At 65.9% G+C, this 17,182-nt stretch carries 21 protein-coding genes, 1 other RNA gene and 1 pseudogene; 13 read left to right on the top strand and 10 right to left on the bottom strand.

Translation table 11 applies throughout. The annotated features are described in order from the left end of the window. Positions 1-42: 42 nt before the first annotated feature. Both OVA11_RS00360 and bfr read left to right on the top strand, forming a co-directional pair. Positions 43-228 (top strand): (2Fe-2S)-binding protein, encoded by a 186-nt coding sequence (locus tag OVA11_RS00360; RefSeq protein ID WP_010921096.1) that lies wholly within the window; start codon positions 43-45, stop codon positions 226-228. Between the two features lie 152 nt (positions 229-380). Further along, on the top strand, positions 381-860 hold the full coding sequence (gene bfr, locus OVA11_RS00355) for a bacterioferritin (protein ID WP_268065530.1): 480 nt from the start codon (positions 381-383) through the stop codon (positions 858-860). On the opposite strand, the gene OVA11_RS00350 is transcribed toward bfr, so the two are convergent. Continuing rightward, complete coding sequence (locus OVA11_RS00350) at positions 857-1,378, bottom strand: GNAT family N-acetyltransferase (RefSeq protein WP_268065529.1); 522 nt, start codon at positions 1,376-1,378, stop codon at positions 857-859. The two genes, bfr and OVA11_RS00350, sit on opposite strands and share 4 nt — an antisense overlap. Positions 1,379-1,542: 164 nt before the next feature. Between OVA11_RS00350 and OVA11_RS00345 the strand changes: the two genes are divergently transcribed. After that, a complete protein-coding gene (locus OVA11_RS00345) occupies positions 1,543-2,118 on the top strand; it encodes a tryptophan-rich sensory protein (protein WP_268065528.1) in 576 nt (191 codons plus the stop codon). 10 nt (positions 2,119-2,128) lie between these two features. Here the strand turns inward: OVA11_RS00345 and OVA11_RS00340 are convergent, their stop codons facing one another. The 6 genes from OVA11_RS00340 to OVA11_RS00315 form a co-directional block, all read right to left on the bottom strand. Continuing rightward, entirely contained in the window at positions 2,129-2,557 is a 429-nt protein-coding gene (locus OVA11_RS00340; RefSeq protein ID WP_268065527.1) for a chemotaxis protein CheE, read from the bottom strand. Continuing rightward, positions 2,554-3,054, bottom strand: a complete 501-nt coding sequence (locus tag OVA11_RS00335; RefSeq protein WP_268065526.1) for a response regulator — start codon at positions 3,052-3,054, stop codon at positions 2,554-2,556. Before OVA11_RS00335 ends, OVA11_RS00340 begins: the two co-directional genes overlap by 4 nt. A gap of 124 nt (positions 3,055-3,178) precedes the next feature. Next, on the bottom strand, positions 3,179-3,631 hold the full coding sequence (locus OVA11_RS00330) for a DoxX family protein (protein WP_268065525.1): 453 nt from the start codon (positions 3,629-3,631) through the stop codon (positions 3,179-3,181). Next, positions 3,628-4,392: an HvfC/BufC N-terminal domain-containing protein gene (locus OVA11_RS00325; protein WP_268065524.1), complete on the bottom strand. Its 765-nt coding sequence runs from the start codon at positions 4,390-4,392 to the stop codon at positions 3,628-3,630. Before OVA11_RS00325 ends, OVA11_RS00330 begins: the two co-directional genes overlap by 4 nt. Then, entirely contained in the window at positions 4,385-5,227 is an 843-nt protein-coding gene (bufB, locus tag OVA11_RS00320) for an MNIO family bufferin maturase (protein WP_268065523.1), read from the bottom strand. Before bufB ends, OVA11_RS00325 begins: the two co-directional genes overlap by 8 nt. Before the next feature lie 79 nt (positions 5,228-5,306). Next, complete coding sequence (locus OVA11_RS00315; RefSeq protein ID WP_268065522.1) at positions 5,307-5,588, bottom strand: BufA1 family periplasmic bufferin-type metallophore; 282 nt, start codon at positions 5,586-5,588, stop codon at positions 5,307-5,309. A gap of 189 nt (positions 5,589-5,777) precedes the next feature. Here OVA11_RS00315 and OVA11_RS00310 point away from each other — a divergent pair, with 189 nt between their 5' ends. From OVA11_RS00310 to OVA11_RS00300, 3 genes are all read left to right on the top strand, one after another. Further along, entirely contained in the window at positions 5,778-6,317 is a 540-nt protein-coding gene (locus OVA11_RS00310) for a sigma-70 family RNA polymerase sigma factor (protein ID WP_010921086.1), read from the top strand. Further along, the gene (gene nrsF, locus OVA11_RS00305; RefSeq protein WP_268065521.1) at positions 6,304-6,948 is read left to right on the top strand and encodes an anti-sigma-F factor NrsF; all 645 of its coding nucleotides are present in this window, start codon (positions 6,304-6,306) and stop codon (positions 6,946-6,948) included. Before OVA11_RS00310 ends, nrsF begins: the two co-directional genes overlap by 14 nt. A 161-nt stretch (positions 6,949-7,109) precedes the next feature. Further along, entirely contained in the window at positions 7,110-7,790 is a 681-nt protein-coding gene (locus OVA11_RS00300; protein ID WP_268065520.1) for a DUF1109 domain-containing protein, read from the top strand. Between the two features lie 48 nt (positions 7,791-7,838). On the opposite strand, the gene fba is transcribed toward OVA11_RS00300, so the two are convergent. The 3 genes from fba to gap form a co-directional block, all read right to left on the bottom strand. Then, positions 7,839-8,930 (bottom strand): class II fructose-bisphosphate aldolase, encoded by a 1,092-nt coding sequence (fba, locus tag OVA11_RS00295; RefSeq protein WP_010921083.1) that lies wholly within the window; start codon positions 8,928-8,930, stop codon positions 7,839-7,841. Between the two features lie 166 nt (positions 8,931-9,096). Next, positions 9,097-10,287: a phosphoglycerate kinase gene (locus OVA11_RS00290; RefSeq protein WP_268065519.1), complete on the bottom strand. Its 1,191-nt coding sequence runs from the start codon at positions 10,285-10,287 to the stop codon at positions 9,097-9,099. 178 nt (positions 10,288-10,465) lie between these two features. Next, complete coding sequence (gene gap / locus OVA11_RS00285) at positions 10,466-11,473, bottom strand: type I glyceraldehyde-3-phosphate dehydrogenase (RefSeq protein ID WP_268065518.1); 1,008 nt, start codon at positions 11,471-11,473, stop codon at positions 10,466-10,468. Positions 11,474-11,688: 215 nt separating this feature from the next. Here gap and zauP point away from each other — a divergent pair, with 215 nt between their 5' ends. The 7 genes and pseudogenes from zauP to OVA11_RS00250 all read left to right on the top strand — a co-directional run bounded on the left by zauP (position 11,689) and on the right by OVA11_RS00250 (position 17,142). After that, a complete protein-coding gene (gene zauP / locus OVA11_RS00280) occupies positions 11,689-12,072 on the top strand; it encodes a cell division protein ZauP (RefSeq protein WP_268065517.1) in 384 nt (127 codons plus the stop codon). 3 nt (positions 12,073-12,075) lie between these two features. Beyond that, on the top strand, positions 12,076-12,402 hold the full coding sequence (locus OVA11_RS00275) for a cell division protein ZapA (RefSeq protein ID WP_010921080.1): 327 nt from the start codon (positions 12,076-12,078) through the stop codon (positions 12,400-12,402). A 69-nt stretch (positions 12,403-12,471) separates the two neighbouring features. Beyond that, positions 12,472-14,458, top strand: a pseudogene (locus OVA11_RS00270) (alpha/beta fold hydrolase). Positions 14,459-14,527: 69 nt separating this feature from the next. Further along, positions 14,528-14,690, top strand: a non-coding RNA gene (gene ssrS / locus OVA11_RS00265) — 6S RNA. 102 nt (positions 14,691-14,792) lie between these two features. Then, positions 14,793-15,437 carry a 5-formyltetrahydrofolate cyclo-ligase gene (locus OVA11_RS00260; RefSeq protein ID WP_268068864.1) on the top strand — a complete coding sequence of 215 codons (645 nt, stop codon included), beginning with the start codon at positions 14,793-14,795 and terminating at the stop codon, positions 15,435-15,437. Between the two features lie 21 nt (positions 15,438-15,458). Then, positions 15,459-16,292 (top strand): TIGR00282 family metallophosphoesterase, encoded by an 834-nt coding sequence (locus OVA11_RS00255; protein WP_010921077.1) that lies wholly within the window; start codon positions 15,459-15,461, stop codon positions 16,290-16,292. 94 nt (positions 16,293-16,386) lie between these two features. Next, positions 16,387-17,142: a YebC/PmpR family DNA-binding transcriptional regulator gene (locus tag OVA11_RS00250; protein ID WP_268065516.1), complete on the top strand. Its 756-nt coding sequence runs from the start codon at positions 16,387-16,389 to the stop codon at positions 17,140-17,142. Positions 17,143-17,182 lie beyond the last annotated feature (40 nt).

The raw sequence follows: 17,182 nt of genomic DNA, 5'->3' as shown, positions 1-17,182 counted from the left end.
GCTAGATGAGAATGACACTCAATCGGGTAAGGCGTTCTTTCCTTGTACGTCTGCAACTGTAACGGCATCCGCGAGCGCGAAGTCCGCGCCGCCATCGACGCTGGCGCTACGCGGCCGGCGGACATCTTCCGTCACAAGGGCTGCCAGGCCCAATGCGCCAAGTGCGTGTGCGAGATGCGTCAGATGATCCAGGAAAGCCGCGAAGCGCTGGCTTACGCCGCCGAATAACCCCCCGTCGCGCCACGATTTTCGCGACCGAGACGCGTTCTCGCGGATTTCTGTGAGACCGCGAAACACTTGCACACATTCAGGTTGAACGCTGTTTCGGCTTGCCCCAGGGTCGCCGCCAGTACGAATCCTCGACGTCGAAGGAGGCCGCCATGCAGGGCGATCCCAGCATCATCCGACTGCTCAACGCGGTGCTCACCAACGAGCTGACGGCGGTCAACCAGTACTTCCTGCATGCGCGGATGTACGACAACTGGGGCTTCAAGCGCCTCGGCAAGATCACCTATGATGAATCCATCGGCGAAATGAAACACGCCGACATGCTGATCAACCGCGTCCTGTTCCTGGAGGGGCTGCCCAACCTTCAGGACCTGCACAAGCTGAAGATCGGCGAGACCGTGCCCGAGTGCCTGAACAGCGACCTGCAGGTCGAGCTGGCGGGGCGCGAGACGCTGATCCCCGGCATCATCCAGTGCGAGCAGGCGCGCGACTATGTCAGCCGCGAACTCCTGCGCGTGATCCTCAGCGACACCGAGGAGCATATCGACTTCCTCGAGACCCAGCTGTCGCTGGTGAAGTCGCTGGGCGAAGCCAACTACCTCCAGTCGGCCATGGGCGAGCTGCCCGCCTAAGGTACTTTTCGGATCATGAAGACGCGGGCGCTTTCGTCGAGGCCCCGAGCCAGGTGCTCGCGTCGAACCTCCGCCAAGGCGGGACCTAGGGCCTCATCGCCGAGGTCGACGAAGCCGAGCCTGCGATAGTAGGGCGCGTTCCACGGGATCTCTCGGAAGGTCGACAGGGTCAGCCTGGAAAGGTCGAGGGCGACGGCGCGCTCGGCCACAGCATTGATGAGGGTCGCGCCGATCCTGCGGCGCTCGAAGGCCGGCGCCACGTCGATCTGTTCGATGTAGAGGCTGTCCTCCAACGGACGAAACATCACGAAGCCGGCGGCTTTCGGGCCCTCGCCTGTCTCCACATCCGCGACCAGCAATCCCCCGGACGCCGACCGCTCCGCCAGGCGCTCCAGGGGCGATGGATCATCGTCGGCAAGCGCGTCGATCCACCCCACGAACCTTCGCGCGGAAAGCCGCTCGATGGCCTGTATGGTCGACAGTTCTTCGAAATGGGCGGGGCGGATCGTCAGGGGCATGCGCCAGATTTCCCCACTTTCATCGCCGGAGCCAGCCCAAGGCGTAGGCGCGGTCCTTTGCGTCGCGAGCCCTATGCGGTCATGATGCCGTAAAGCTGTCAGAATGGTCTGGAACCAAGGCTGAGCTGGGCTGTTTGAACCCTAGAGTTCATAAGGAGCGTCGCATGCATATCGCCAACGGAACCGCGCGGGAACGCGCCCTGGCCGGCCGCGAGGCGTTTGAGCTCGACCATCGCGAACGTCACCATCCAGTTGCGCAGGTGGCGGTCGGCGCGGCCCTGGCCGGCGGGGCGATCCTCGCGGCGATGATCATGGGTCGCCGCCATGAACGGGCCCTCGACGATGAGATGTACGCCGTCGAGTTCGCGGAAATGCACGAGCCTGTGGCGCATCAGCCGAAGCCGTTGACCAGCCTGCTGCTGCCGCCGCTGTTCATCGCCATGACCTTGTCCGGACTGCGGACCTGGAACGCGCCCTCGAGCCCGGCCAGGACGCGCGCCCTGACGATCTGGAGCCTGGTGCAGGGCTTCAACGCTCTGTGGCTGGGCCTGGGCGCCAAGCGCGTCGGCGGCCAACTCGGCGCCGCCACCGCGTCGATGGCGGCCTCGGCGGCCTATGCGCTCGAAGCGCGCAAGGTCGGCGGCGGCACTGCGCCTGACCTGGGATGGTTGGGCGTCGCCAACGCCCTCACCAGCCAGCTCTGGCGGCGGTCAGTTCCCCGCGGTCCCACCCTGCACTGATCGAGGACGGTCAGGTCTGGCGGCCGGCGGCGGCTTTTGCGCCTAACCGACGGAGGCCTTCCAGGACCTCCTGCAGGTTCTCGCTGTCGCCGTGCTGCCGGATGATCTTTAGCGCTCGGATATTGACCCACACCGCTCGGGAGTCCCAGGCACCGCGCTCGACCAGGGCGCGGACCATGTCACACAGACTGGCGGCGGACTGCTCCAGCGTCGCCAGTTCGAACATGCCCGCCAGTGAGCGGATGGTCTCGGCGAGGCGTGCGGCGGTGGCCGCGTCGACGTCCTCGCCGGCGACGATCAGAGCCTCGATCGCCTGATCAATCAATTCCAGAGCCGATCCGCGATAAGCCTCGGCGTTCGCCTGGGCGCGGACGAGCGCAGTGCGGATATCGATTCCGCCCGGCAGGTCGACGAAGCGTGTCAGGCGGCTGGCGGTCATTGGAGAAGCGCCGCTGTCGCGCTCTGGATCGACGCCCGGAGGGGGGTGTCGTCAGTGTCGTCGTCCCCAAGCTCCCCGGAAGCGACATTGGCGAAGACCGATGACGTGCTCCAGAGGATGCGATCCAGCAGCGTGTTGGCCGAAAAGGGCTTGGCCACGATGTAGTCGGCCCCCACGCGGCGCGCCTTCTCGATGAGGGGGCGCGGCGTATGGCCCGTCAACACGATCACGACGGCCGGTGGCGAGCCCGCCGTTTGCTTCCGCCGATGGTCTTCGATCAGGCGAAGGCCCGCGTCCAGGTCGGGAAACGGGTCCACGATGATCAGGTCGGGGTCAAAGCCGGCGCGGGTCTCCGCCTCCTTGAGACCCCGCCGCTCCAGCTTTCTGAAGCCGAAGCCCAGGAGAATCTGCGCTGTCAGATCCATGAACCCGGTGTTTTCGTCCACGATCAGGACGCCGGCCTCCTGGAACTTGAACGTGTTTGCTTGCCTGCCCACGTCGACCCCTACGGAATGTGAACAACGTTCCGGTAACGGTGATCTGAAGGAGCAAAAACACTCTTAACGGGCATAAAGCCTATTCATTCTAGTGTGGGGCGAATTGTCGCAGAGCGGGTGTTCTTCAGGGCGTTCGCGTCACATGGTCCAGGCTCAGCCTGCCGCCGCCCCGCGCGATCAGGACCAGCATCAGGCCCGCCCAAGACAGGTGCGTCGGCCAGGCGTCGGGATACACGAACATCTGGATCACGGCGGTCATGCCCAGAAGGGCCAGGGCGGACATCCGGGTGAAGAGGCCCAAGACCAGCAGGATCGAGAACAGGTGCTCGGAATAGGTCGCGGCGTGAGCGGCCAGATCGGGCGGGATCAACGGCAAGGCGTACTCCGTCTCGAACAGCGCGTACGTCCCGTCCGTGATGTGCAGCAAGCCGTCCACCTTGGTTCTGCCGGATTGAAAGAAGATCGCCGCGACACCCAAGCGCGCGACGAGCGCCAGAATGTCTTCGGGCAGGAGCTTTTCCGCCGCCTTCGCCAACAGGATGAAGGGCGCGCGCCAGGGCGAGACGGAGGAGGTCATGGGTGCGTTTCCAGGTCCAGGTTGGTGAAGACGCCATCGGCGATCAGGCTGGCGAAAAGGGTCGCGATCGGCGTTTCACGATCAGCTTCCGCGGCGTGCTCGGCGGCGACGCCCAGAGGCTCACCGTGTCGAACTGCGCGCAGAAACGCGGCTTCGGCCTCGCTCAAGAGACGGCTTGTGACGCTCCCGGCGCGCCGGATCAGCATCAGGGTCTGCGGCGCTTCGCTCAGCTCAAGCGTCTCATCGCCCGCACGGGCGGCCAGCCACAGCCCGGGCAAGCCCGCGTCGAAAGCCGCCATCCGCAGGCTGGGGTGTGGATCAAGACGCGCCGCCGCCAGGGCGCCCGATGAGAGCGATGAAAGGGTCGTCGCCTGCAGATGCGGCGCTTCGGCGGCGAACAGGGCTTCGATCCACAGGCGATCAAGATGGGCGACGCCGGCGAGGTAGGGCAGCTCGCCGGCCGGCGGAAAGCGCTCCAGCCAGGACGGGAAGTCCGCGCCATAGTCGAGCAGCGCCGCTTGCGTCGGCGGTGATTGCTGGGAGAACAGCAGCGCGGCGCCGGTGAACCATTCCTCGCCGACAAGCGCGCGGACTGTCGGGAAGTTCTCGGCCAGCGCGTCGACGCACCCCTTGGCGATCGTGTTGCGATAAACGCCGAGACCCCGAGGCGCACCGCGCCCTGCGCACCAAGGCGAAAGGCGCTCGTCCTCGCCTGCGAGCGCGGCGACAAAGGCGTCCTGGAAGGCCAGCAACTCAGACATGCGCGGGCTCGCGAGCGGTCTGGCTGGACGCCAGCACGGCGACGGCGCGGTTGCGCTCGGCCATCAGGGCGGAGAAGTCGGGAATGTCGTCGTCACGCTCGATCAGGGTGGGGCGTGGCCCGATGCGGGCGATCAGGCGCGCATACAGCGTCCAAACCACCTCCGCGACCGGCGCGCCGTGGGTGTCGATCAGGAGGTTTGAGCCACCCGGATCCGGCGCGTGCCCGGCCAGATGAATCTCACCGATGGCGTGAGCGGGCAGGGCGTCCAGATAGGTCTCGGGCGCATAGCCGAGATTTTGGGCGCTGACGAAGACGTTGTTGACGTCCACGAGCAGTCCGCAGCCGGTGCGGGTCGCCAGGGCCTCGAGAAAGTCGACCTCGTCCAGCGCATGCCCCTTGAGCGGAAGGTAGAGCGAGGGGTTCTCGATGAGTACGCGGCGCTGCAGGGCGTCCTGCATCCGGGCGACATTGCCGCAGATGCGGTCGAGGGCGGCGCGTGTGCGGGGGAAGGGCAGGAGGTCTGGATGATGCGCCCCGCGATGGGTCGACCAGGCCAGATGTTCGGAAACGACGAACGGGTCGAAGCGATCGACCAGCCGCTTCAGGGCTTGCAGATGCTCGGGATCCGGGTCGGTGTCGGCCGCCAGAGAGAGCCCCACGCCATGTAGCGAGACGGGACGCCGTGCTCGCACGGCTTCGAGAGCGGCGAGACGGGGCCCTCCGGCGGACATGTAGTTTTCAGGATGAACCTCGAACCAGAGGCCCTCGGCGTCGCATGCGATCGCGTCGCCATAGTGCTGCGATTTGAGGCCAAGGCCGGCGGAAGGGGTCATGGTCTGATCTTCGAGGCGCGCCGCTCCCGACCGCTCTTTTGGGGGCGGCCGGAAGCGACGGGGAACGATGGTTCGGCGCTTAGGCCTTAGGCGTCAGCGAGCCCATGCCCTTGGGCGTCTTGATCGTGACGCAGGTGCCCTTCTTGACCATCTTCCAGGCGTCGCCCTGGTAGTCGACCTTCGAGGTCCCCGCGCACGAGGTGCCGGCGCCGGCCTTGCAGTCGTTCTGGCCGGCCTTGGACACGCCGTAGCACTTCTCGGTCTGGGCGCCGGCCTTGTGCTCATCGGCGGCGGCGATGGAGACGCCGGCCGAAAGAGCGATAGCGGCGGCCAGGGCGGCGGTGGTGGCGGTGCGGGTCATGGGAGACTCTCCTGGTGGGTTCGCGCCGAGGCGGCCCTGCGCCGCTCGGTCGTGGGAGAGTTCGTTCCTGGGGCGGCCGAGGTTACAGCGGTCGGCGAACAAAATTTCACCGCCGCGCAGGCCGCCCGTTTCGGGCGATGAAGACACGATGTAACCATCGTGGCCTCGCACGCGAACTAAGGGGCTGGCGTGACGGACACCGAGACCCGATTGAAGGCGCTGATGCTGCGCGGCCTGGACGGCGACACCGCCGCCTACCGCGAAGGTCTCGCGCTGCTCGGTGTCCGGCTTCGCGCCTATTTCATGCGCCGCATGTCGGGCGCGCCCGGCGATGTGGAGGATCTGGTGCAAGAGACGCTGCTGGCGGTGCATCTCAAGCGATCGACCTGGGATAGCGCCCAGTCGTTCACCGCCTGGGCGCATGCGGTGGCGCGCTACAAGCTGATCGATCACTGGCGGCGCCGAAAGATCCGTCAGACGCTGCCGCTCGAGGACCATGTCGACTTCCTGGCGGACGATGCGCCGGACCCGGGCGTCGCGCTGGAGTTGGACCGCGCCCTGGCCAGCTTGCCTCAGCGACAGAGAATGCTGGTCAGCGACGTGAAGCTGACGGGATTGTCACTGGCCGAGGCGGGCGCCCGGGCAGGCATTTCCGAGGGCGCGGCCAAGGTCGCTCTCCATCGGGCGTTGAAGGCCCTGGCTGAAAGGATGCGCCGTGCGGACGGATGATCTGATCGACGCCCTGGCCGCCGATGCAGGGCGGGGGGCCGAGCCTGCGCCGCCGCGCCGCCTTGCCCTTGTCGCAAGCCTGGGCGGTGTGGCCGCGCTGCTTCTGGTTCTGGGCTGGCTTCGGGCTCGCCCGGATCTGGGTCAGGCGATCCTGGGGCCCATGTTCTGGATCAAGGCGATCTATACCGGTCTGCTGGGCCTTGCCGGCTATCTCGCCGTGGAGCGCCTGTCGCGGCCCGCCGGCTCGGGTCGACGTGGCTGGATTGTCGGCGCTGTGGTTTTCGGGGTCTGCGCCGTCGCGGGGATCTACCAGGCGATCACCAGTCCTGATGTGCAGGCCGCGCTGAAGCTGCTGCACGGGCACTCATGGCGCTCGTGCAGCCCGCGCATTCTGGTGCTGGGTTTGCCGATGCTGGCACTGGGACTTTGGGCCTTGCGCGGCATGGCGCCGACCCGGCCGGGCTTGGCGGGCTTCGCAATGGGGCTGTTCTCCGGGGGGGTGGTCGCCACTGTCTATGGCCTGCATTGCCCCGAGCACACCTTCACCTTCCTGGCGCTCTGGTACAGCCTGGGCGTTCTGGCGCTCGGCCTGATCGGCGGTTGGGCGGGACGCTGGCTGCTCAGGTGGTGAGCAACCGCCCGCCGCGCGGGGCGCCGCGCGCGCAAATTCTTGAGTCTCGCGCTGCGGTCGATTGACAAGCCGCCGTTCCGCCCATGAAGTGCCGCCGCCTTCGCGGGGGGAGACGCGATCGGCTTGGCGCAAAAGCCGTAAGGCTCTGTGGGGAAAGGCGCGTGAGCATCGACGAGACCCTCACACCAACGTCTGGCGGCGCGGCTATCTGGTCGGCGGAGAATCTGCTGTGGCGCCTCGCCGAAGTGGCCGTGGCCGGGGCTCTGGGCGGCCTTTTGATGGTTCTGGCCTGGCTCGGCGTACGGCCTGATCTGGCGGCGGCGGTTCAGACGCCGGTTTTCTGGATCAAGGTCGGCTACGCCTTAGTGCTGGCGATCGGCGCCGGCGTGACAGCGTGTCGCATGGCGCGCGGCCGGCGCTGGGGTCTGGTTCCGCTTCTGCTGGCGGCGGGGGTGGCGGGCGGTTTCCTGGCCTTTGGCCTCGTGCAGGCGCTGGCGATGAACCCCCAGGCGCTGATGCGTCTCTACTGGCCCACCGCCCTGGCCTGCATCGTCGCTATCCTGGCGATCGCGACCCCGATGCTGCTGTTCGCCAGCTACGGTCTTGCCAGTGTCGATCCTGAAAAGCCCAAGCTGGTCGGGTTCGCGGGCGGTGTGGCCTGCGGCGCGGTCGCCGATGTCGTCTTTGGCCTGCATTGCCCGTTCACGACCTTCGCCTTCATCGCGCCCTGGCACACGGCGGGCATGCTGACCTGTGGCGTGGCGGGCCTGCTGCTGGTCGATCTCTTCGGCCGGATCAGGCGCGCCCGCGCGCCCCTGATCGAGGGCGCGGCGGTCGAATAAAAAAGGGAGGCCAAGGCCTCCCTTTTCGCATCCATTCGATCGCGCCGGTTACTCGGCGGCGGCCTTGGCGGCGCTGGCGCCGAACTTGGCGTGCAGTTCGCCGGACGCGTAGCGCTTGGCCATGGTCGCGGTCGACATCGGCTTGATCTTGTCGGCGTGGCCAGCCGAGCCGAACTCGACGAAGCGGGCCTGGCAGACCTTGCGCATGGCTTCCTTGGCGGGCTTCAGATAGGCGCGGGGATCGAACTCGCCCGGCTTCTCGACAAGCAGTTTGCGGATCGCGCCGGTGATGGCCATGCGATTGTCGGTGTCGACATTGATCTTGCGCACGCCGTGCTTGATGCCGCGCTGGATCTCTTCGACCGGCACGCCCCAGGTCTGGGGCATTTCCCCGCCGTACTGGTTGATGATGTCCTGCAGGTCCTGAGGCACCGACGAGGAGCCGTGCATCACCAGGTGGGTGTTCGGCAGGCGGCGGTGGATTTCCTCGATCACGTTCATGGCCAGAACGTCGCCGTCCGGCTTGCGCGTGAACTTGTAGGCGCCGTGGCTGGTGCCCATGGCGATGGCCAGGGCGTCGACGCCGGTCTGGGCGACGAAGTCGACCGCCTGGTCCGGATCGGTCAGCAGCTCGTCGTGCGACAGCTTGCCTTCGAAGCCGTGGCCATCCTCAGCCTCGCCCATGCCGGTCTCCAGCGAGCCCAGCACGCCCAGTTCGCCCTCGACCGAAACGCCGCAGCTGTGCGCCATCTGCACGACCTTGCGGGTCACTTCGACGTTGTACTCGTAGCTGGCGGGGGTCTTGGCGTCCTCCATCAGCGAGCCGTCCATCATCACCGAGGTGAAGCCGTACTGGATCGCCGTGGCGCAGGTCGCCGGGCCGTTGCCGTGGTCCTGGTGCATGCAGACCGGGATGTGCGGATAGATGTCGACCAGGGCGTCGATCATCTTGGCCAGCATGATGTCGTTGGCGTAGTTCCGCGCGCCGCGCGAGGCCTGGATGATGACCGGCGAGTTGACCGCATCTGCGGCCTCCATGATCGCCAGGCCCTGTTCCATGTTGTTGATGTTAAAGGCGGGCAGTCCGTACTCATGCTCGGCGGCATGGTCCAGCAACTGGCGCAGCGTGATGCGAGCCACGTATTTCTCTCCTGCAAGCGTTAAGTGGTTTGGGTCGTTTCTTGTTTTTGGGGCCCGGCGCTGAAGCGCTCTCTGCCCAGGATCGTCAGTCTTTAAGTCGTCAGTCTTCAGTACAGTTGATCGTCGTTCCGGCGCGAGCCTGCATGACCCGCGCCAGAAGACTATCTCAGGATTCGAGCGCCGCGACGCCCGGGAGCGTCTTGCCCTCCATCCATTCCAGGAACGCGCCGCCCGCCGTCGAAACGAAGGTGAAGTCGGCCGACACGCCTGCGTGGTTCAGAGCGGCGACTGTATCACCACCACCGGCCACGGCTACGATTTTACCCGATTTGGCGAGCGAAGCGGCATGTTTCGCTGCGGAAACGGTCGCTTCATCGAACGGAGGCACCTCGAAAACACCCAGAGGGCCGTTCCAGATCAAGGTCAGGCTCTGGTCCATGGCGGCCAGCAGACGCTTGGCGCTTTCCGGGCCCGCGTCCAGGATCAGGTCGTCAGCCTGGACTTCGCCCAGCGAACGAACCGCCGTCTCAACGCCCGGAGCGACCTTCTTGGCCACCACGACGTCGACCGGCAGCAGCAGTTCGCAGCCGGCGGCCTTGGCCTTTTCCATGATCTCGCGGGCGGTGTCGGCCAGGTCTTTTTCGCACAGCGAGCCGCCGACATCGTGGCCCTGGGCGAACAGGAAGGTGTTGGCCATGCCGCCGCCGATCGCCAGGCGGTCCAGCTTGGCGACGAGGTTGTTCAAGAGGTCGAGCTTGGTCGAGACCTTGGAGCCGCCGACGATGCCGATCACCGGCTTCTTCGGATTGCCCAGCGCCGCGTCCAGGGCTTCCAGTTCGCGCTGCATCGACAGGCCCGGATAGGCGGGCAGCAGCTTGGCCAGGCCTTCGGTCGAGGCGTGGGCGCGGTGGGCGGCGCTGAAGGCGTCGTTGACATAGACATCGCCATTGGCGGCCAGGGCCTTGGCGAACTCGGCGTCGTTCTTCTCTTCGCCGGCGTGGAAGCGGACGTTCTCCAAGAGGGCGACGCCGCCATCGGCGAGGCCGTTCACGACCTCGGCGGCGGCCGGGCCGACGCAGTCGCCGGCGAAGGCGACCGGCGCACCCAGCAGCTTGGCCAGCGGTTCGGCCACGAAGGCGAGGCTCATCTCCGGCACGACCTTGCCCTTGGGGCGGTCGAAGTGGGCCAGCAGCACCACCTTGGCGCCCTTGTCGGCCAGGAAGCGGATGGTCGGCAGGGCCGCCTTCAGGCGGGTGTCGTCGGCGACCTTGCCGCCGTCGACCGGGACGTTGAAGTCCACCCGGACCAGGGCGCGCTTGCCGGCGAGGTCGGCGGTGTCGAGGGTGCGGAAGGTCATCGGGAGGATCCTGAAAGTCTAAGCGTGGGATCCTCGCCCTTCGACAGGCTCAGGATGAGGATCCAAGAGCGGGCGTCGCAATAGCCCTCATCCTGAGCCCGTCGAAGGACGAGGGCGGCCGCGCGGCGACGGCCAAGCAAAACCCCCGCGCCTTGCGGAGCGGGGGTTGGAGTGTTCCTTAGAGGAACTTCGCCATCACGAGCGCGGTGTCGCTCATGCGGGTCGCGAAGCCCCATTCGTTATCATACCAGCTGAGCACACGGCCCAGCTTGCCTTCGATGACCTGGGTCTGGGCGAGGGCGGCCGTCGAGCTTTCGGCGATGTGGTTGAAGTCCGACGAAACCAGGGCCTCGTCGGTAACGCCCAGCACGCCCTTCAGCGGGCCGGCGGCGGCGGCCTTCAGGGCGTCGTTCAGCTCGGCGACGGTGGTTTCGCGACCGGGGACGAACTTCAGGTCGACCACCGAGACGTTCGGGGTCGGGACGCGGATCGACGAGCCGTCCAGCTTGCCCTTCAGGGCCGGCAGGACCAGGCCCAGGGCCTTGGCCGCGCCGGTCGAGGTCGGGATCATCGACAGGGCCGCCGCGCGGCCGCGGTAGAGGTCCTTGTGCATCGTATCCAGCGTCGGCTGGTCGCCGGTGTAGCTGTGGATGGTCGTCATGTAGCCGCGCTCGATGCCGACCAGGTCGTGGATGACCTTGGCGATCGGGGCCAGGCAGTTGGTGGTGCACGAGCCGTTCGAGACGACCAGGTCGTCAGCCGACAGGGTGTCGTCGTTGACCTTGAAGACGATGGTCTTGTCGGCGCCGTCACACGGGGCGCTGACCAGCACGCGCTTGGCGCCGGCTTCCAGGTGCGCGGCGGCCTTTTCTTTGCTGGTGAAGATGCCGGTGCACTCGAACGCGATGTCGACGCCCAGCTCCTTGTGCGGCAGCTCGGCCGGGTTGCGAATGGCCGTGACCTTGATCTTGCCCATGCCGACGTCGATCCAGTCCTCGCCCGAGGTGACGACGCCGGGGAAGCGGCCGTGGACGCTGTCATAGCGCAGCAGGTGGGCGTTGGTCTCGACCGGGCCCAGGTCGTTGATGGCGACGACCTCGATGTCGCGACGGCCATGCTCGGCGATGGAGCGCAGGACCAGACGTCCGATGCGGCCGAAGCCGTTGATGGCGACGCGAACAGCCATGGGTCATTCTCCTGATGTGTGGCCGCCAGGCGTGATCGACCGGCGTTCCCTATTTTGCTGCGCGTTTTGCGGGGGAAAGACGCGAAGTCAAGCCCGAGAAACTGACAACCGTCGTTAGAAAGCTGCTATGGGCTGCGCATCGCCCAATTATCGCCCCCGCGTCTGGCTTAGACCCGCTCGATCTATATGTTGCGTCGCATGATGGATTTCCGCCGATGATCCCGGCCGACAGTACGGCCCTCGACCTTGCCGTGCGCCGCCTGGAACGGGCGGTGAGCCAGCTTGAGCAGCGTATCGCGGCCAAGGCGGCCGAGACCCAGCGCGCGCTGGCGGCTGCAGCGACGTCCGCCGTGGCTTCGTCCTTGGCCGTGACCGAGCCTTCCCTGTTCGATGATGACGAGCGCGCCCGTCTGGTCGCCGACCTGGAAGCCGCCCGCGAACGCGAGAAGGCGCTGGAGGAAGCCGGCGAGCAGGCCTCGGTCGCGCTGGGCCGCGCCATCGCCGAGATCCGCGCCGCGTTGGGCGACGAGAGCGTGGCCAACGACCTGCACGCGCCGGGTGACGACGACGACCTGTTCGAAGACTCCGAGGAGGCCTGATCCATGGCTCAGGTGACCATCCAGGTGAACGGCCGGCCCTACATGGTCGGCTGCGAGGACGGGCAGGAGCCTCACCTGACCGAACTGGCGCGCCTGTTCGACCGCCAGGTTCGCCAGGTCAGCCAGGATGTCGGCCAGTTGGGCGAGACGCGCCTCTTTTTGATGGGCGCCCTGCTTCTGGCCGACGAGTTGTCGGACATGAAGCTGCGCCTGGCCCATGCCAATGCCGAGATCGCCCGCATGCAGCAGGAAGGCACCAAGGCCGAGATCGCCGCCATCCGGGCGCTGGATGCGGCGGCGGAGCGGATCGAGAAGCTCGCGACGGAGTAGTTCCTTTCGTTCTTGATGGCTAAGGTTGTGGTGCGCGCCCGGCCTCGCCTATCGTCCCTGTGATCAGGGATGGGGTCTTCAATGAAACTGAGAACTGCGCTTGTGCTGGCGGGGCTGTGCTTGGGCGGTCCTGTCCTCGCGGCCGAGGGAACCGCTGCCGCGGCCTTCGGCGCTCGGGAGTATGTTCAACAGATCAGCTTGTCGCCGGACGGTAAGCAGGTGGCCCTGGTGGCCCCCAGTGGCGTGCGTGGCGCGAAGCTTCTGGTTATCGACATCGCGGCGGGGACTTCCAAGACGATCCTCGTTTCCAGTGGCGAGCCAGAAAGACTTTCAGGATGTCGCTTGGTCTACAGAGACCCGACTGGTCTGCAAGATCTACGCGGTTATCAAGAGCGCTGAAAATAATGTTCAATACACTCGTGTCCTGGCGTTGAATAACGACGGCAGCGACATGAAGATGATGACCGAGGCAGGCAATAATCGGTCGATCGGCGTCGCTCAGGACGGGGGCTCAGTGATCGACTGGTCGGCCGACGCCTCGGCCAGCGCCATTCTGATGACCCGGAACCATCTTCCGGAGATGACCACCAACACCCGAACGGCCAGCGAAGACGATGGTCTGGGCGTGGAAAGGGTCGACACGGTCACCCTGGCGCGGCGGTCTGTCGAAAAGCCCTATCCCAATGCCGTCGAATACATCAGCGACGGCCGGGGCTCTGTCCGAATTCTGGGTCTGCGGCCGACCCGCGGCACATCAGGCTATGCCGGCGCGCGGACGGTCTATCTCTATCGACAGGAAGGCAAGCGCGAGTGGCTCCCGCTGAGCCAGGTGGTGAGCGGCCCGACCGGCTATACCGGCTTCAATCCGTACGCCGTCGATCCGAAGCTGAACGTCGCCTATGGCTTCAATGAGAAGGACGGCCGTCAGGCGCTCTTCAAGGTCTCGCTCGACGGATCGTTGACCCAGGACCTTGTCCTCGCTCGTCCTGACGTTGATGTCGCCGGGCTCGTTCGGATCGGACGACAGGATCGCGTGGTCGGCGCTTACTTTGTCACTGATCGTCGCGAGACAGAGTTTTTCGACCCTGAACTGCGCAAGCTCGGCGCGGCTCTCGGTAGAGCTTTAGCTGGACGGATTGTCACCTTCGTCGATGCGTCCGCCGACGAATCCAAGCTGCTTCTGTTTGCCGGCGGCGACAGCGATCCGGGCGTCTACTACATTTTCGACAAGTCGACGCGAAAGCTTCAGGATCTGACTGGCGCCCGGCCTCAGCTGGAGAGCTTGAAGCTGGCGACGGTTAAGGCGGTCGCCTATCCGGCTGCGGACGGTGTCCAGATCCCAGCCTATCTCACCCTGCCTGCCGGCAGTGACGGAAGGAATCTTCCGGCTATCGTCATGCCGCATGGCGGACCCAGCGCGCGGGACGAATGGGGCTTCGACTGGCTGGCGCAGTTTTTCGCCCATCAAGGCTACGCGGTGCTGCAACCCAATTATCGTGGCTCCAGCGGCTACGGCGCAGATTGGTTTCAGAAGAACGGCTTTCAGTCCTGGCGCACGGCGATCGGCGACGTGAACGATGGTGGGCGCTGGTTGCAGAAGGAAGGCATCGCAGCGCCGGGCAAGCTGGCTATCGTTGGCTGGTCCTATGGCGGCTACGCGGCCCTCCAATCGGCGGTGCTGGATTCTGATCTCTTTAAGGCGGTGGTGGCGATCGCACCGGTGACAGACCTGGAAATGCTGCGCAACGAGTTCTTGAACTTCGAGAACTACCTACAGGCCAGCGCGTTTATCGGCAGAGGGCCTCACGTTACCGAGGGTTCTCCGGCCCAGAACGCGGCGGCCATCAAGGCGCCGGTGCTGCTGTTTCACGGCGATCTCGACGCCAATGTGGGCATCGGTGAGTCACGCCTTATGGAGCGCAAGCTTAAGGCGGCTGGCCGGTCGGTGGAGCTGATTGAGTTCAAGGGCCTGGATCACCAGCTGGCCGACGACGCAGCGCGAACCCAAATGCTGGGCAAGGCGGATGCGTTCTTGCGAACCGCTTTGGGTTTCTAGGCCCGAGCTTGCCGGATAAGGCCGCCCCTATCGCTGGAGCGGCCTAGCGACTATATAGACAGGTGGCGGGTCTTGCTGTGGCTCTCGTCGAAGATTTCTATTCCCAGGGACCTTAATCTCTCTATCGGGACCTGTTCCCTCCCGTGGCCGTGGCTGCGGGAACACGGGGCCCACCTGTAACTAACAGGTTCGAGTGGATTGAAACGTCTTCACGGTTCTTCGCGGCGCCGCCACCTTTTCTCCATAAGAGCTGTCTTCCAGGCCAGGTGCGCAGCACGCCGAGTCGGGATCGCCGGAAGCGTGGCGCGTGCTGTGCTCCCGGTTCGGCGCGGCCTTGCGGCCGCTGGACCGGGATGACAGCTTTAATGGAATGACCATCGTCGATCCCGTCGCGGCCAAGACCGCCCTCCGCGTCTTTCTGCGGAACCAGCGCAAGCAACTGGCGATCGAGACGCCCCAGGCCGACTGGATGATCGCCGAGCAGGCCCGCGCCCCGCTGGCGCGGCTGTTCCCCGATCCTAGGGGCAAGGTCGCGGCGCTGTATCATGGACTGGGCTCGGAGATTTCGCCGCTCATCCTGGCCGAGCAGATGGCCGAGGCGGGCTGGACCCTGGCCCTGCCCAAGGTGGTCAATCCCGATGGCGGCAAGATGATCTTCCGGCGCTGGGCCCCTGGCCAACCCCTCAAGCGCGACAAGATCGGCCTGCTGGCGCCCGGACGCGAGCAGCCGATGATCGTTCCCGACCTCGTCGTCACGCCCTTGCTGGCCTTCCAGCGCGACGGCGTGCGGCTGGGTCAGGGCGGCGGCTACTATGATCGCGCCTTGGCGTTTCTGCGCTCGCGGCGTCCGGTCTTCGTCCTGGGCCTCGCCTACAGCGGTCAACAAGCGGAGAATTTGCCGCACGAGGCGCACGATCAAAGGCTGGACGCGATCCTTACTGAAAAAGAATATATAGCCGTCAAGGACATGGCCGGGTAACGGGCCTGCACATTCCGCTTTTTGGGACTATCGATGCGTTTCGCCTTCTTCGGCGATGTCGTCGGCAAGTCGGGTCGTGACGGCCTGGCCGACCATCTGCCTGACCTTCGTCGTCAGCTCGGCCTCGAGTTCGTGATCATCAACGCCGAGAACGCTGCGGCGGGCTTCGGCATCACCGAGAACACCGCGCGCGAGCTGTTCGAGGCCGGGGCCGATTGCCTGACCCTGGGCAATCACAGCTGGGACCAGCGCGAGGCCCTGACCTATATCGTGCGCGAGCCGCGCCTGATCCGGCCGGCCAACTATCCGATCCTGTCCGATGCGCCGGGCCGGGGCAGCCACCTGTTCCAGACCGACTCGGGCAAGACGGTGTTCGTGGTCAATCTGCTGGGCCGCGTACACATGGACGCCATGGACGATCCCTTCGCCGCCGCCGACCGCGAGTTGGACAAGGCCCCGCTGGGCCAGGTGGCTGACGCGGTGATCGTCGACATGCACTGCGAGGCGACCTCTGAAAAGATGGCCATGGGCCACTATTGCGACGGCCGCGCCTCGCTGGTGGTGGGCACCCACACCCACGTGCCGACCGCCGACTGCCAGGTTCTCCCCGGCGGCACCGCCTATCAGACCGACGCCGGCGCCTGCGCCGACTATGACAGCGTGATCGGCAACCAGAAGGAAGAGCCCCTGCGGCGCTTCACCACCAAGATCAGCGGCGGCCGCTACCAGCCGGCCAGCGGACCAGCCACGGTCTGCGGGGTGTTTGTCGAGACCGACGATCGCACCGGCCTGGCGGTGCGGGTCGAACCGATCCGGGTGGGCGGGCGGCTGAAAGAGACCATTCCCACGGTTTAGGACCGCAAAAGGCGGGCTTTGTTGTCAAACCCGCTCGCGAGGGGCTAAAAGCCCGGCCTTCCAGAACCTCACCGACGACAGAGGGCGCGCGCGCATGGCCGGCCATTCGAAATTCAAGAACATCATGCACCGCAAGGGTCGCGCCGACGCCGCGCGGTCCAAGCTGTTCTCCAAGCTGTCGCGGGAAATCACCGTCGCGGCCAAGACGGGCCTGCCCGATCCGGCCATGAACCCGCGCCTGCGTCTGGCCGTGAACAACGCCAAGGCCGAAAGCCTGCCCAAGGACGTGATCGAGCGTGCGATCAAGAAGTCGCAGATGGGCGACGCGGCCGACTATTTCGAAATCCGCTACGAAGGCGTCGCCGCCGGCGGCGTCGGGATCATCGTCGAGGTGCTGACCGACAACAAGAACCGCGCCGCCGCCAATGTCCGCTCCTACTTCACCAAGATGGGCGGCAACATGGGCGCCACCGGCTCGGTGACCTTCAACTTCGACCGCGTCGGCCAGATCAGCTATCCGGCCAAGGCCGCGTCGGAAGACGACATGATGGAAGCCGCCATCGAGGCCGGCGCCGATGACGTCACCTCCGACATGGACGAGGAAGGCGAGGGCCACACGGTCTACACCGCCTTCGAAAGCCTGAACGACGTGGCCGCCGCCCTGGAAGCCAAGTTCGGCGCGGCGTCAAACACCAAGATCGCCTGGCGTCCGAAGATGCAGGTCCCGGTCACCGGCGACGCCGTGGCCACCCTGATGAAGCTGCTCGACATGCTGGACGAGGACGACGACGTCCAGGCCGTCTACTCGAACGAAGACATCAGCGACGAAGACCTGGCCAAGCTGGGTTGATGAATTGGGGGAGGTCCGGACGGGCCTCCCCTTTGTCATT

The sequence above is a fragment of the Caulobacter sp. SL161 genome (genome assembly GCF_026672375.1).
Taxonomy (GTDB): Bacteria; Pseudomonadota; Alphaproteobacteria; order Caulobacterales; family Caulobacteraceae; genus Caulobacter.
Note: the sequence above shows the minus strand (reverse complement) of the source record. Positions and strands in the feature narration are given on the sequence as shown.

Coding starts and splice junctions, on each gene's coding strand:
- bfr (WP_268065530.1), top strand. CDS start 381: ATGCAGGGCGATCCCAGCATCATCCGACTGCTCAACGCGGTGCTCACC.
- OVA11_RS00350 (WP_268065529.1), bottom strand. CDS start 1,378: ATGCCCCTGACGATCCGCCCCGCCCATTTCGAAGAACTGTCGACCATA.
- OVA11_RS00345 (WP_268065528.1), top strand. CDS start 1,543: ATGCATATCGCCAACGGAACCGCGCGGGAACGCGCCCTGGCCGGCCGC.
- OVA11_RS00340 (WP_268065527.1), bottom strand. CDS start 2,557: ATGACCGCCAGCCGCCTGACACGCTTCGTCGACCTGCCGGGCGGAATC.
- OVA11_RS00330 (WP_268065525.1), bottom strand. CDS start 3,631: ATGACCTCCTCCGTCTCGCCCTGGCGCGCGCCCTTCATCCTGTTGGCG.
- OVA11_RS00325 (WP_268065524.1), bottom strand. CDS start 4,392: ATGTCTGAGTTGCTGGCCTTCCAGGACGCCTTTGTCGCCGCGCTCGCA.
- bufB (WP_268065523.1), bottom strand. CDS start 5,227: ATGACCCCTTCCGCCGGCCTTGGCCTCAAATCGCAGCACTATGGCGAC.
- OVA11_RS00315 (WP_268065522.1), bottom strand. CDS start 5,588: ATGACCCGCACCGCCACCACCGCCGCCCTGGCCGCCGCTATCGCTCTT.
- OVA11_RS00290 (WP_268065519.1), bottom strand. CDS start 10,287: ATGACCTTCCGCACCCTCGACACCGCCGACCTCGCCGGCAAGCGCGCC.
- gap (WP_268065518.1), bottom strand. CDS start 11,473: ATGGCTGTTCGCGTCGCCATCAACGGCTTCGGCCGCATCGGACGTCTG.
- zauP (WP_268065517.1), top strand. CDS start 11,689: ATGATCCCGGCCGACAGTACGGCCCTCGACCTTGCCGTGCGCCGCCTG.
- OVA11_RS00275 (WP_010921080.1), top strand. CDS start 12,076: ATGGCTCAGGTGACCATCCAGGTGAACGGCCGGCCCTACATGGTCGGC.
- OVA11_RS00250 (WP_268065516.1), top strand. CDS start 16,387: ATGGCCGGCCATTCGAAATTCAAGAACATCATGCACCGCAAGGGTCGC.